This is a genomic window from Pseudomonas sp. 2FG (genome assembly GCF_005502935.1).
GTDB lineage: Bacteria > Pseudomonadota > Gammaproteobacteria > Pseudomonadales > Pseudomonadaceae > Aquipseudomonas.
The window spans coordinates 66,898-80,847 of the sequence record NZ_SCMP01000013.1 but is presented as its reverse complement, the minus strand read 5'-3'; the positions used below and the strand labels follow the sequence as shown (position 1 = coordinate 80,847).

Annotated in this window: 12 protein-coding genes; 7 read left to right on the top strand and 5 right to left on the bottom strand. The window is 64.4% G+C overall.

Annotation, left to right across the window (positions count from 1 at the left end):
* The first annotated feature begins 5 nt into the window (after positions 1-5).
* The 3 genes from FFS13_RS14365 (at position 6) to FFS13_RS14355 (ending at position 3,763) form a co-directional block, all read left to right on the top strand.
* A complete protein-coding gene (locus FFS13_RS14365; protein ID WP_137819765.1) occupies positions 6-806 on the top strand; it encodes a gamma-carboxygeranoyl-CoA hydratase in 801 nt (266 codons plus the stop codon).
* The gene (locus tag FFS13_RS14360) at positions 803-2,749 is read left to right on the top strand and encodes an acetyl/propionyl/methylcrotonyl-CoA carboxylase subunit alpha (protein ID WP_137819764.1); all 1,947 of its coding nucleotides are present in this window, start codon (positions 803-805) and stop codon (positions 2,747-2,749) included. Before FFS13_RS14365 ends, FFS13_RS14360 begins: the two co-directional genes overlap by 4 nt.
* A gap of 105 nt (positions 2,750-2,854) precedes the next feature.
* Positions 2,855-3,763, top strand: a complete 909-nt coding sequence (locus FFS13_RS14355; RefSeq protein WP_137819763.1) for a hydroxymethylglutaryl-CoA lyase — start codon at positions 2,855-2,857, stop codon at positions 3,761-3,763.
* Positions 3,764-3,939: 176 nt separating this feature from the next.
* Here FFS13_RS14355 and FFS13_RS14350 read toward each other — a convergent pair whose 3' ends face one another.
* From FFS13_RS14350 to FFS13_RS14340, 3 genes are read right to left on the bottom strand one after another with little or no spacing between them, the layout of a single operon-like run.
* Positions 3,940-5,121, bottom strand: coding sequence for an acetyl-CoA C-acetyltransferase (locus FFS13_RS14350; protein ID WP_137819762.1), 1,182 nt, complete (start codon positions 5,119-5,121; stop codon positions 3,940-3,942).
* A 50-nt stretch (positions 5,122-5,171) separates the two neighbouring features.
* Positions 5,172-5,828 carry a CoA transferase subunit B gene (locus FFS13_RS14345; protein ID WP_137819761.1) on the bottom strand — a complete coding sequence of 219 codons (657 nt, stop codon included), beginning with the start codon at positions 5,826-5,828 and terminating at the stop codon, positions 5,172-5,174.
* A 33-nt stretch (positions 5,829-5,861) separates the two neighbouring features.
* Positions 5,862-6,560, bottom strand: coding sequence for a CoA transferase subunit A (locus tag FFS13_RS14340; protein ID WP_137819760.1), 699 nt, complete (start codon positions 6,558-6,560; stop codon positions 5,862-5,864).
* Positions 6,561-6,664: 104 nt separating this feature from the next.
* Between FFS13_RS14340 and FFS13_RS14335 the strand changes: the two genes are divergently transcribed.
* Both FFS13_RS14335 and FFS13_RS14330 read left to right on the top strand, forming a co-directional pair.
* Positions 6,665-7,594 carry a LysR family transcriptional regulator gene (locus FFS13_RS14335; protein ID WP_137819759.1) on the top strand — a complete coding sequence of 310 codons (930 nt, stop codon included), beginning with the start codon at positions 6,665-6,667 and terminating at the stop codon, positions 7,592-7,594.
* A 109-nt stretch (positions 7,595-7,703) separates the two neighbouring features.
* Complete coding sequence (locus FFS13_RS14330; protein WP_137819758.1) at positions 7,704-9,659, top strand: acetoacetate--CoA ligase; 1,956 nt, start codon at positions 7,704-7,706, stop codon at positions 9,657-9,659.
* Positions 9,660-9,783: 124 nt separating this feature from the next.
* Here the strand turns inward: FFS13_RS14330 and FFS13_RS14325 are convergent, their stop codons facing one another.
* Together FFS13_RS14325 and FFS13_RS14320 are read right to left on the bottom strand one after the other, a co-directional pair.
* On the bottom strand, positions 9,784-10,380 hold the full coding sequence (locus FFS13_RS14325) for a DJ-1/PfpI family protein (RefSeq protein WP_137819757.1): 597 nt from the start codon (positions 10,378-10,380) through the stop codon (positions 9,784-9,786).
* A gap of 176 nt (positions 10,381-10,556) precedes the next feature.
* Positions 10,557-11,768, bottom strand: coding sequence for a PilT/PilU family type 4a pilus ATPase (locus FFS13_RS14320; RefSeq protein WP_171006495.1), 1,212 nt, complete (start codon positions 11,766-11,768; stop codon positions 10,557-10,559).
* Between the two features lie 153 nt (positions 11,769-11,921).
* Here FFS13_RS14320 and FFS13_RS14315 point away from each other — a divergent pair, with 153 nt between their 5' ends.
* Together FFS13_RS14315 and FFS13_RS14310 are read left to right on the top strand one after the other, a co-directional pair.
* Positions 11,922-12,200, top strand: a complete 279-nt coding sequence (locus FFS13_RS14315) for a peptidylprolyl isomerase (protein WP_137819756.1) — start codon at positions 11,922-11,924, stop codon at positions 12,198-12,200.
* 149 nt (positions 12,201-12,349) lie between these two features.
* Positions 12,350-13,939: an ABC-F family ATPase gene (locus FFS13_RS14310; RefSeq protein WP_137819755.1), complete on the top strand. Its 1,590-nt coding sequence runs from the start codon at positions 12,350-12,352 to the stop codon at positions 13,937-13,939.
* The last annotated feature ends 11 nt before the right edge of the window (positions 13,940-13,950 follow it).

Genomic DNA, 13,950 nt, shown 5'->3' with positions numbered 1-13,950 from the left:
TGACCATGACCGACTTCACCACCGTACAACTGGAAAAAGATCCGCGCGGCATTGCCACGCTGTGGCTCAATCGCCCGGAGAAGAACAACGCCTTCAACGCCGAGATGATCCGCGAGCTGATCCTCGCCCTGGATGCCGTCCAGGCCGACCGCAGCCTGCGTTTCCTGCTGCTGCGTGGCCGCGGCCAGCACTTTTCCGCAGGGGCCGACCTGGCCTGGATGCAGCACTCGGCGACCCTCGACTACAACGCCAACCTGAATGACTCGCGCGAACTGGCCGAGCTGATGCACAACCTCTACCACCTCAAGCTGCCGACCCTGGCCGTGGTGCAAGGCGCCGCCTTTGGTGGCGCACTGGGGCTGATCAGTTGCTGCGACATGGCGATTGGCGCGAGCGATGCGCAGTTCTGCCTGTCCGAAGTGCGCATCGGCCTGGCCCCGGCGGTGATCAGCCCCTTCGTGGTGCAGGCGATTGGCGAGCGCGCGACACGGCGATATGCGCTGACCGCCGAGCGTTTCAGCGGTGAACGGGCCCAACAACTGGGCCTGCTCGCCGAGTGCTACGCGTCGGGGGAGCTGGATCGAGCCCTAAGCAATTGGGTCGACAACTTGCTGCTCAACAGCCCGCAGGCCATGCAGGTCAGCAAGACCCTGCTCCAGGAAGTCGGCAGCGGCGTGCTGACCCCGGCCCTGCGCCGCTATACCGAAAACGCCATCGCCCGCATCCGCGTCAGCCCCGAGGGGCAAGAAGGCCTGCGCGCCTTCCTCGACAAGCGCAAACCCGCCTGGCAGGAGCCCGAAGCATGATTAGCACCTTATTGATTGCCAACCGTGGCGAGATCGCTTGCCGGGTGATGCGCACGGCCAAGGCCCTGGGGATCACCACCGTGGCCGTCCACAGCGCCATCGACCGCAACGCCCGCCATGTGCGCGAGGCGGATATCGCGGTCGATCTTGGCGGCGCCAAACCGGCGGAGAGCTACCTGCTGGTGGATAAACTGATCGCCGCCGCGAAGGCCACCGGCGCCCAGGCGATTCACCCGGGCTATGGCTTCCTCTCCGAGAACGCCGGCTTCGCCCGCGCCATCGAGAACGCCGGCCTGCTGTTTCTCGGCCCACCGGCCAGCGCCATCGACGCCATGGGCAGCAAATCCGCCGCCAAGGCGCTGATGGAAGAAGCCGGCATACCGCTGGTGCCGGGTTATCACGGCGAAGCGCAGGACCTGGAGACCTTCCGCGTCGCTTCCGAACGCATCGGCTACCCGGTACTGCTCAAGGCCGCCGCCGGTGGTGGTGGCAAAGGCATGAAGGTGGTCGAGCGCGAAGCCGAGCTGGCGGAGGCACTGGCCTCGGCCCAGCGTGAAGCACAGTCGTCGTTTGGCGATTCGCGGATGCTGGTCGAAAAGTATGTGTTGAAGCCGCGCCACGTCGAAATCCAGGTGTTCGCCGACCAGCACGGCAACTGCCTGTACCTCAACGAGCGCGACTGCTCGATCCAGCGCCGCCACCAGAAGGTGGTCGAAGAGGCGCCGGCCCCCGGCCTCAGCCCGGAACTGCGCAAGGCCATGGGCGAGTCGGCGGTACGCGCCGCCCAGGCCATCGGCTATGTCGGCGCCGGCACCGTGGAGTTCCTGCTGGACGAGCGTGGCGACTTCTTCTTCATGGAGATGAACACCCGCCTGCAGGTCGAGCACCCGGTCACCGAGGCGATTACCGGCCTCGACCTGGTCGCCTGGCAGATTCGCGTGGCCCGTGGCGAACCGCTGCCCCTGACCCAGGCCGAGGTGCCGCTGATTGGCCACGCCATCGAAGTGCGCCTGTATGCCGAAGATCCGGACAACGACTTCCTGCCCGCCACCGGCACCCTCGCGCTTTACCGTGAGTCCGCTGCCGGCCCTGGCCGCCGCGTAGACAGCGGCGTAGAACAAGGCGATACGGTGTCGCCGTTCTACGATCCGATGCTCGGCAAGCTGATCGCCTGGGGCGAGACCCGCGAGGAAGCCCGTCAGCGCCTGCTGGCGATGCTCGGTGAAACCGCCGTCGGTGGGGTGAGAACCAACCTGGCGTTCCTGCGGCGCGTACTCGCCCATCCGGCGTTCGCCGCCGCCGAACTGGATACCGGTTTTATCCCGCGCTACCAGGAGCAATTGCTGCCGCCAGCCAGCGCCCTGCCCGCCGAGTTCTGGCAACTGGCCGCGCACGCCTTAGCCCTAAGCGAACCGGCGCGCCAGCGCGAGGATGACCGGCATTCCTCCTGGGCCGTTTCCACCGGCTGGCGCGCCGGCTTGCCGACTGAAACCGATCTGCACCTGACCTGCGCCGGCGAGCAGCAAGTCGTGCGCCTGCGCAGCACAGGCAGCGACAGCGCCGTGCAACTGCGCGGCGAACGCTTGGTCGTCGAGCACAACGGCACGCGCAGCCAACACCTGGCGATCCGCCAGGGCCCTAGGCTTTATCTGCAGTGGCAAGGCGAACTGCGGGCGGTGCAGTACTTCGACCCGATCGCCGAGGTCGAAGCCAGCCATCACCAGCATGGCGGGCTGACCGCCCCCATGAACGGCAGTATCGTGCGGGTCCTGGTCGAAGCCGGTCAGCACGTCGAGGCCGGTACCGCCCTGGTGGTGCTGGAGGCGATGAAGATGGAGCACAGCATCCGCGCGCCACAGGCTAGCATCGTCAAGGCGCTGTACTGCAGCGAAGGCGAAATGGTCAGCGAAGGCACCGTACTGGTAGAGCTGGAAGAGGCGTAGGGTGGAAAACCCGCGCAGCGGTTTTCCACCAGTCCGGTGGTGGGCATGACAAGACAACACAGGTGGATGGATAAAGCGTCATCCACCCTACGTAAAGGTGAAGCAATGGCGATTCCCAAACACGTCCGTCTGGTCGAAGTCGGCCCGCGCGATGGCCTGCAAAACGAGGCCCAACCCATCAGCGTGGCGGATAAGGTCCGGCTGGTGGATGAACTGTCCGCCACCGGCCTCAGCTACATCGAGGCCGGCAGCTTCGTATCGCCGAAGTGGGTGCCGCAGATGGCTGGCTCGGCCGAAGTCTTCGCCCAGATCCAGCGCAAGGCCGGCGTGACCTATGCCGCGCTGACGCCCAACTTCAAGGGCTTCGAAGCCGCTGTCGAGGCCGGAGTCAAGGAGGTTGCGGTGTTCGCCGCCGCCACCGAAGCCTTCTCCCTGCGCAATATCAACTGCTCGATCAACGAAAGCCTCGAGCGCTTCGTACCGGTGATGGCCGCGGCGAAACAGCACGGCATCAGCGTGCGTGGTTACGTGTCCTGCGTGCTCGGCTGCCCCTATGAAGGCGACGTCGCGCCGCAGCAGGTCGCCAGCGTGGCCAAGGAGCTGTTCGCCATGGGCTGCTACGAAGTGTCCCTCGGCGACACCATCGGCACCGGCACGCCGAGTGCCACCCGCCGGCTATTCGAGATGGTCGGCCGCGAGATACCCCGCGAGAAACTCGCCGGGCACTTCCACGACACCTACGGCCAGGCCCTGGCGAATATCTACGCCAGCCTGCTGGAGGGCATCAAGGTATTCGACAGCTCGGTCGCCGGCCTCGGCGGCTGCCCCTACGCCAAGGGCGCCAGCGGCAATGTGGCCAGCGAGGATGTGCTCTACATGCTCAATGGCCTGGGGATCGAGACCGGCGTCGACCTGGACAAGCTGATCGCCGCCGGCCAGCGCATCTGCGCGGTGCTCGGCAAGGAGAACGGTTCGCGGGTGGCCCGCGCCCGCCTGGTACGGACGCCCGCCTAAGCGCGGGCATATCCTTGACCGCAGTCTCCGGCACCGCGGCGCCCGTCTGTACGCCTGCCCCCGCAGGCCCTTCCACCGCTAGAAAACGAAAACGCCACGCCCATCGAATAGGCGTGGCGTCGACTTCTTTCCGAACCCCACGAGCGGGGTTGGATGGCAGGTGGGAGTGCCTTAGGTCAGTCGCGGGCGATGGCCAGCGCCACGCCCTGACCGCCGCCGATGCACAGGGTGGCCAGGCCTTTCTTGGCATCGCGCTTGATCATCTCGTGCAGCAGGGTCACCAGCACCCGGCAGCCGGAGGCGCCGATGGGGTGGCCGAGGGCGATGGCGCCGCCGTTGACGTTGACCTTGCTGGCCTCCCAGCCGAGTTCTTTGCCGACCGCCAGGGCCTGGGCGGCGAAGGCCTCGTTGGCTTCGATCAGGTCCAGCTGCTCCAGCGTCCAGCCGGCCTTTGCCAGGCAGCGCTGGGTCGCCGAGACCGGGCCGATGCCCATGATCGCCGGGTCGACGCCGGCATTGGCGTAAGCGGCGATGCGCGCCAGCACCGGCAAACCGAGGGCTTTGGCTTTGGCGGCGCTCATCAGCAGCACGGCGGCGGCGCCGTCGTTGAGGCTGGAGGCGTTGCCGGCGGTGACGCTGCCGTCCTGCTTGAACGCCGGCTTGAGCTTGCCCAGGGCCTCGGTCGTGGTGCCGGCGCGCGGCTGTTCGTCGGTGGCGAAGGCCAGGGGCTCGCCCTTGCGCTGCGGAATCAGGATCGGGGTGATTTCCTCGGCGAAGCGCCCGCCTTCGATGGCGGCCACGGCCTTCTGCTGCGAGGCGGCGGCGAAGGCGTCCTGGGCCTCACGGCTGATGCCGTACTTGTCCACCAGGTTCTCCGCGGTGATGCCCATATGGTAGTCGTTGAAGGCATCCCACAGGCCGTCGCTGATCATGGTGTCGATGACCTGCGCGTGGCCCATGCGCAGGCCGGTGCGGGCGCCCGGCATGACGTAGGCGGAGAGGCTCATGTTCTCCTGGCCGCCGGCGATGATCACCTCGGCGTCGCCGCAGCGGATCGCCTGGGCGCCCAGGTGCAGGGCCTTGAGGCCGGAGCCACAGACCTTGTTCAGCGTCAGCGCCGGCACCGCATGGAGTAGCCCGGCCTTGATCGCGGCCTGGCGTGCCGGGTTTTGTCCGGCGCCGGCGGTCAGCACCTGGCCGAAGATCACTTCGTCCACTTGCGCGCCATTCAGGCCGGTCTGCTCGAGCAGGCTGCGGATCACCGCCGCCCCCAGATCGACGGCAGGAATGCCCGCCAGCGAGCCCTGAAAACTGCCGACGGCGGTACGGGTGGCGGCGACTATAACGACTTCTTGCATGGTGAATCTCCGGTCGAGAGGAACGGCCTGAGCGGTTCCCGCAGCTGTTCTTAGAAGCTCATTTCCACGACATCGTCCGGCACTATCAGCCGGCCGGCGGTCTTGGCGACTATCTCCTCGATGCTGACGCCCGGCGCCCGCTCGCGCAAGATGAAGGCACCGTTCTCGATCTCCAGGTAGGCCAGGTCGGTGAGCACCTTGCGGATGCAGCGGCAGCCGGTGAGCGGCAGGCTGCAGTGGGACAGCAGCTTGGACTCGCCGTCCTTCGAGGCGTGGGTCATGGTCACTATGATGTTGTCGGCACCGGCCACCAGGTCCATCGCGCCGCCCATGCCCTTGACCAGTTTACCGGGGATCATCCAGGAGGCGATGTTGCCGTTGGCGTCCACCTCGAAGGCGCCGAGCACGGTCAGGTCGACATGGCCGCCGCGGATCATGGCGAAGGACTCGGCCGAGGAGAAGATCGAGGCGCCAGTGCGCGCGGTCACGGTCTGCTTGCCGGCGTTGATCATGTCGGCGTCCACCTCGTCCTCGCTGGGGAAGGCGCCCATGCCGAGCAGGCCGTTCTCCGACTGCAGCATCACGTCGATGCCTTCCGGCACATAGTTGGCCACCAGGGTCGGGATGCCGATGCCCAGGTTGACGTAGTAACCATCCTTCAACTCGCGCGCCACACGCTGAGCCATCTGTTCACGGGTAAGTGCCATGTCGGAATTCTCTTGTTGTTTAGTCGTGGATGGTCAGGCGCGCAGGGTGCGCTTCTCGATGCGCTTCTCGAAACTGCCCTGGATGATGCGATCGACGTAGATGCCCGGGGTGTGGATCTGGGTCGGGTCCAGTTCGCCCGGCTCGACTATCTCCTCCACCTCGACCACGGTGATGCGGCCGGCGGTGGCGACTATGGGGTTGAAATTCTGCGCGGTGTGACGGTAGATCACGTTGCCGAAGTGGTCGGCCTTCCAGCCTTTGACGATGGCGAAGTCGCCGGTGATCGCCGGCTCGAGGATGTAGTGGCGGCCGTTGAACTCGCGGGCCTCCTTGCCTTCGGCGACCGGCGTGCCATAACCGGTGGCGGTGTAGAAGGCCGGGATGCCGGCGCCGCCGGCGCGCAGTTTCTCGGCCAGGCTGCCTTGCGGGGTCAACTCGACCTCCAGCTCGCCGCTCAGCAGTTGCTGCTCGAACAGGGCGTTCTCGCCCACGTAGGAGGCGATCATCTTGCGGATCTGCCGGTCTTCCAGCAGCACGCCCAGGCCGAAGCCGTCGATGCCGCAGTTGTTGGAGACCACGGTCAGCCCGCTGACGCCGCGGCGGCGGATCTCGGCGATCAGGTTTTCCGGAATTCCGCACAGGCCGAAGCCACCGGCGAGGACGGTCATGTTGTCGGTCAGCCCGGCCAGGGCCTCCTCGTAGCTGCCTACCCGCTTGTCGAGTCCACTCATGCTGCTGCGCCTCTTGTAGTTGTCTAAAGCGAGTCAGAGCTTCACCTCTGCGGACTGATTTGTTAAGTTTGTTTTTCTTAACTATTAATCACTAAAACAAATCAATGACCATCAAGCAGCTGCGTGCCTTCCTCGCGGTGGCGCAGAGCCTGAGCTTCGCCCAGGCCTGCGAGCGCCTGCACCTGTCCCAGCCGGCCCTGAGCCTGGCGATCAAGACCCTGGAAGAGTCGCTCGGCGGCCAGCTGCTGGTGCGCACCACCCGCAGCGTCAGCCTGACGCCGGAGGGCGAAACCCTGCTGCCCATCGCCCGGCGCCTGCTGGCGGACTGGGACAACACCGAGGAGCTGCTGCGCCAGCACTTCACCCTGCAACTGGGCAAGGTCTCCATCGCCGCCATGCCCTCCTTCGCCGGCAACCTGCTGCCGGTGGCGCTGAAGGCGTTCCGCGACCGCCACCCAAGGGTGAACGTGGCGGTGCATGACGTGATCAACGAACAGGTGCTGGAGATGGTGCGCAACCGCCGCGTCGAGTTGGGCATCGCCTTCGAGCCGGACTCGCTCGAACGCCTGGATTTCACGCCCTTCTACACCGACCGCTTCGTCGCGGTGGTGCCGGCGGATTGCGAACTGGCCGGGCGACCCGCGGTGAGCTGGGCGGAGCTGCTGCGGGAGAACTTCATCACCCTGCAGCGTCCCTCGGCGGTGCGCCTGCTGCTGGAGGAAAGCATCGCGGCCCAGCACGGCAGGTTGCCGGTCGCCTTCGAGAGCCACCAACTGGTGACCGTCGGCCGCATGGTCGCGCAGGGCCTCGGGGTCAGCGCCGTGCCGAGCCTGTGCATCCAGCAGATGCAGGAACTCGGCGCCCGCTGCGTGGCCCTGTACGGGCCGCAGGTGGAGCGGCGCGTCGGCCTGCTGCGGCTTGCCGAGCACAAGCTGTCGAGCGCCGCGCAGGCCCTCAGCGATGTACTGCTGCACGTCAGGGACTGGAACAGCCTGGACCTGCCGCGGGTCGAAATACAGCCGGGTGGCGCCTGACGGCCCCCCTGCAGGGCAAAGCCCCCGGCTCCGTGCCATTATGCAAAGCATGCGGTTCCAGCCGCCCGCAGTGTGCGGCTCCGAACAATCAGCACCGATGGGAGCGCAGATGAACCAGCCACTTTGGACCCCCTCCCCGGCCCGCATCGCCGCCACCCGGATGGATGCCTTCCGCCGCTTCGTCAACCGGCGCCACAGCCTGCAACTGGCCGACTACCCCGCGCTGCATGCCTGGAGCGTGGAGCAGCGCGAGGCCTTCTGGCTGGCCATAGTCGAGTTCTTCGAGATCCGTTTCAGCCGCCAGCCGCGGGCCGTACTCGAAGAAGGCCCGGCCATGCCCAGCGCGCAGTGGTTCCCCGGCGCCACCCTGAACTTCGCCGAGCACCTGTTGCGCCGCCGCGACCAGCACCCGGCGCTGGTTGCGATTGGCGAAGACGGCTCGCGCGAAGAGCTGAGCTACGCCGAACTGGCGGCGCAGGTCGCCGGTCTGCAACGCAGCCTGAAGGCCGCCGGCGTCGGCCTGGGCGACCGGGTCGCGGCCTTTATGCCGAACACCTGGCAGACCCTGGTCGGCATGCTCGCCAGCGCCAGCCTCGGGGCGACCTGGTCATCCTGCTCGCCGGACTTCGGCACCCAGGGCGTGATCGACCGTTTCGGCCAGATCGAGCCGACCGTACTGATCGCTTCGGCCGGTTATCGCTACGCCGGCAAGAACCTCGACCTGACTGGCAAGCTCAACGAAATCCTCGAACGCCTGCCCTCACTCAAACAGTTGGTGGTGGTGCCCTACGCCCGCGCCGAAGCCAAGGCCAGCGACTTCCAGACCCCTGCCAAAGTCGCCCTCTGGGCGGACTTCTACCAGGCCGGCGGCGAACCCGAATTCACCCAGGTCGGTTTCGACCAGCCGCTCTATATCCTCTACTCCAGCGGCACCACCGGCGTACCCAAGTGCATAGTCCATGGCACCGGCGGCGTGCTGTTGCAGCATGTCAAGGAGCTCGGGCTGCACACCGACCTCACTGCCTCCGACACGCTGTTCTACTACACCACCTGCGGCTGGATGATGTGGAACTGGCTGGTCTCAGGCCTGGCCCTGGGCGCCACCCTGGTACTGTTCGACGGCTCACCCTTCCATCCTGGCGCAGAACGCCTGATCGACCTGATCGACGCGGAAAACATCAGCATCTTCGGCACCAGCGCCAAGTACCTCGCCGCCCTGGAAAAGGCCGGCGCCAAGCCCGGCAGCACGCACCAGCTGGAACGCCTGAAGGCCATCCTCTCCACCGGCTCGCCGCTCTCCCACGAGAGCTTCGAGTACGTCTACCGCGAGATCAAAAGCGATCTGTGCCTGTCCTCGATTTCCGGCGGCACCGATATCGTCTCCTGCTTCGCCCTCGGCAACCCGGTGCTGCCGGTGCGGCGTGGCGAATTGCAGTGCAAGGGCCTGGGCATGGCCGTCGAGGTCTGGAATGACGACGGCAAGCCGGTCAAAGGCGAGAAAGGCGAACTGGTCTGCACCAGGCATTTCACCTCGATGCCGGTGGGCTTCTGGAACGACCCGCAGGGCGAGAAGTTCAAGGCCGCCTATTTCGACACCTTCCCTGGCATCTGGGCCCATGGCGATTACGCCGAGGAAACCGCGCACGGCGGCCTGGTGATCCATGGCCGCTCGGACGCCGTACTCAACCCCGGCGGCGTGCGCATCGGCACCGCGGAGATCTACCGTCAGGTGGAAAAGGTCGAGGAGGTGCTGGAATCCATCGCCATCGGCCAGGACTGGGACGCCGATGTGCGGGTGGTGCTGTTCGTCCGCCTGCGCGCTGGCGTGGCACTCACCGATGAGCTGAAGACCCGCATCTGCAAGGTCATCCGCGCCAACACCACCCCGCGCCATGTGCCGGCCAAGATCATCGCCGTGGCGGATATCCCACGCACCATCAGCGGCAAGATCGTCGAACTGGCGGTCCGCAACGTGGTGCACGGCAAACCGGTGAAAAACACCGACGCCCTGGCCAACCCGCAGGCGCTGGAGCTGTTCCGGGATCTGCCGGAGTTGCAGAGCTGACTTCTCGTACCTGACACAACAATAAGCCCGGACATTCCGGGCTTATTGTTGGGGGTCGAATGCCATCATGCAGCGTTTGATAGTCAGCGTTGCAGGGTGGGTTTCGCCCGCCCTACCCACTCCATCAGAGGTAAGGACGGATCACCGCCAGCGCCCTTTCCATGAATGCCTCTTTCTCACCCACTGGCGCTACGTAATGCAGCGCCGTGGCACAGGCATCCTCTCCCGCCAGCTTCGCGATCACCCAGGCCGCCAGGTAGGGGGCGGACAGGCAGCCGCCAGCTGTGGCCAGGTTGCCCTGGGCATAGAACGGCTGATCCAGCACGCGCACGCCCGCCTCGATCACCCAGGGCTTGGTGGTTAGATCGGTGCAGGCCGGTAGTTCGCCAAGCAACCCCAGTTTCGCCATCAGCAAGGTGCCGGAGCATTGCGCGCCTATCAGCTGGCGCTGCGGGTCGAGTTGCAGGCGATCGAGAATGGCAGGGTCCTGGGCGATATCACGGGTATGGATGCCGCTGCCGAACAGCACCACATCGGCGCCATTGGCATATTCCAGTGGCTGCCGGGCCTGCACGACCACGCCATTCATGGAGGTCACCGACGGCTGCGGGCAGGTGATCTGCGCTTCCCAGCCCTTACCGCGCATGCGGTTGAGAATGCCCGCGGCGACAAAGGAGTCCAGTTCGTTGAAGCCTTCGAACGTCAGAACGGCAATACGCATCACAACCTCCCGGAGCGCAGGTTCACAATTGACTGCACCCCAGGAATCTATACCCCTGCGTCACGAGCGGTAAGTACAGCGGGAAGTAAATCTATCAGTACAGGTTGAGCAGCCTCGGGCCTAAAGGCTGCCGCCAAGCCCGAATAGCGTTGCGCTGATCCGGGCTAAACCGTTACTCAAATCCCACGCCGGCCCGGATCTTCCGGTGGAGCGTCTTTTTCCAGCTCTTCGAGTCTCAGTTCCAGCCCCCAATCGCCGGCATCGGCGACCTTGGCTGGTGCGACAACGGCAGCGGCTGGCGCGGCAACGGGGGCCGGGGCCACCGGTGCCTCGCGGTAGAGCTTGAGTTTGAGTCGCACGTTGTTCGCCGAGTCGGCGTTTTTCACCGCCTCTTCTTCGTCGATGACGCCTTCGTGGACCAGATCGATCAGCGCCTGGTCGAAGGTCTGCATGCCCAGGTTCTTGGATTTCTCCATGATTTCCTTGATCTCGCTGAGCTCGCTGCGCTTGATCAGGTCACGCACGGTCGGCGTGCCGAGCAGCACCTCCACCGCCGCCCGGCGCTTGCCGTCGCTGGTTTTTACCAGACGCTGGGAGACGAAGGCCTTGAGGTTGTTGCCCAGGTCATTCAACAGCTGTGGACGACGCTCTTCCGGGAAGAAGTTGATGATGCGGTCCAGCGCCTGGTTGGCGTTGTTGGCGTGCAGCGTCGAGATCGCCAGGTGGCCGGTGTCGGCGAAAGCCAGGGCGTGTTCCATGGTCTCGCGGTCGCGAATCTCGCCGATCAAGATCACATCCGGCGCCTGACGCAGGGTGTTCTTCAGCGCGGCGTGGAAGCTGCGGGTGTCCACGCCGACCTCGCGCTGGTTGATGATCGACTTCTTGTGCCGGTGCACGTACTCGACCGGGTCTTCGATGGTGATGATGTGGCCGCCACTGTTGCGGTTGCGGTAGTCGATCAGCGCCGCCAAGGAGGTGGATTTACCCGAGCCGGTGCCGCCGACGAAGAGCACCAGACCGCGCTTCTCCATCACCGTTTTGAGCAGCACTTCCGGCAATTTGAGGTCTTCGAACTTGGGGATTTCCATCTTGATATTGCGCGCGACGATGGATACCTCGTTGCGCTGCTTGAAGATGTTGATGCGAAAGCGACCGATATGTGCCAACGAGATGGCCAGGTTCATCTCCAACTCGCGCTCGAACTCGAGCTTCTGCGCCGAATCCATGATCGAGTCGGCGATGGCCGCGACTTCGCCGGCTTTCAGCGGCTCGCTGCCGAGCGGTTTGAGCACGCCGTTGAACTTGGCACAGGGCGGCGCCCCGGTGGACAGATAGAGGTCAGAACCATCCTGGCTGGCCAGGATTTTCAGCATTGGATTAAGGTCCATGGGTAAGCATCCGCAAGGCAGTGTAATTATTCGTTAGGCCACTTTGCGCCGACATCCGGCGTATTGATCAGACGTATCAGCAGCGGCGGCTGCACGATAAAGCCAGCGCATTCCTGGCACAATGGCAGTATCCGTTCAGATGAGAAATCGATCATGGCCAAAGCAATGGCTCGCCACATTCTGGTCAAAACCGAAGCCGAAGCCGCCGAGCTGAAAAAACGCATCGCCAATGGCGAGGCCTTCGATGTGTTGGCGAAAAAATACTCGACCTGCCCCTCGGGCAAACGCGGTGGCGATCTCGGTGAGGTGCGCCCAGGGCAGATGGTGCGGGCGGTCGATCAGGTGATCTTCAAAAAGCCTCTGCGGGAAGTCCACGGCCCGGTGAAAAGCCAGTTCGGCTTTCACCTGGTGCAGGTGTTTTATCGCGAGTGAGCTGAAAACTACTGCGCTCGCTACGTTTTCAACAGGCTGTTTAAAAGCACCACTCAATCCGTCTATCTCCAGAACTGCCCTTCAGCGCCCTAAACCGCTACAATCGCGACCCTTTCGCGCTGCGTGCGCTCGCTTCCTGGACCAGATTCGTGATCTCCACCGCCAATATCACCATGCAATTCGGGGCTAAACCCCTGTTCGAGAACGTTTCCGTCAAGTTCGGCAACGGCAACCGTTACGGCCTGATCGGGGCTAATGGCTGCGGCAAGTCGACCTTTATGAAGATCCTCGGTGGCGATCTGGAGTCCTCCGGTGGCCAGGTGATGCTGGAACCGAACGTGCGCCTGGGTAAATTGCGCCAGGACCAGTTCGCCTACGAAGAATTCAGCGTGATCGATACCGTGATCATGGGCCACGAAGAACTGTGGAAGGTCAAGGCCGAGCGCGACCGCATCTACTCGCTGCCGGAAATGAGCGAAGACGACGGCATGGCCGTGGCCGAACTGGAAACCGAATTCGCCGAAATGGACGGCTACACCGCCGAATCCCGTGCCGGCGAGTTGCTGCTCGGCCTGGGCATCGGCATCGAACAGCATTTCGGCCCGATGAGCGAAGTCTCGCCCGGCTGGAAACTGCGTGTACTGCTGGCCCAGGCACTGTTCTCCGATCCGGAAGTGCTGCTGCTGGATGAACCGACCAACCACCTGGATATCAACACCATCCGTTGGCTGGAAAGCATCCTGACCACACGCAACAGCACCATGATCATCATTTCCCACGACCGGCACTTCCTCAACAGCGTGTGCACCCACATGGCTGACCTGGATTATGGCGAGCTGCGTCTGTTCCCAGGCAACTACGACGAATACATGACCGCCGCCACCCAGTCGCGCGAGCAGTTGCTGTCCGACAACGCCAAGAAGAAGGCGCAGATATCCGAGCTGCAGAATTTCGTCAGCCGCTTCTCGGCCAACGCCTCGAAAGCCAAGCAGGCGACTTCGCGCGCCAAGCAGATCGACAAGATCCAGCTGGCCGAGGTCAAGCCGTCCAGCCGCGTCAGCCCGTTTATTCGTTTCGAGCAGACCAAGAAGCTGCACCGCCAGGCCGTGCATGTGGAAAACATGGCCAAAGGCTTCGACGGCAAGCCGCTGTTCAAAGGCTTCAGCTTCACCGTGGAAGCCGGCGAGCGGGTGGCCATCATCGGCCCGAACGGCATCGGTAAGACCACCCTGCTGCGCACCCTGGTCGGCGAACTGAGCCCGGACGCCGGCTCGGTGAAATGGACCGAAAGCGCCGAACTGGGTTACTACGCCCAGGATCACGCCGACGACTTCGAAGACGAGAGCAACCTGTTCGACTGGATGGGCCGCTGGACTCAGGGTGGCGAGCAAGTGGTGCGCGGCACCCTCGGCCGCATGCTGTTCTCCAACGACGAGATCCTCAAATCGGTCAAGGTCATCTCCGGTGGTGAACAGGGCCGCATGCTGTTCGGCAAGCTGATCCTGCAAAAGCCCAACGTGCTGATCATGGACGAACCGACCAACCACCTGGACATGGAGTCCATCGAGGCACTCAACCTGGCGCTGGAGAACTATCCGGGTACGCTGATCTTCGTCAGCCATGACCGTGAGTTCGTATCCTCCCTGGCCACGCGCATCATCGAGCTGTCCGCCAGCGGTGTGATCGATTTCAGCGGCACCTACGACGACTACCTGCGTAGCCAGGGCGTTGTGGTCTGATTACAGCTGTA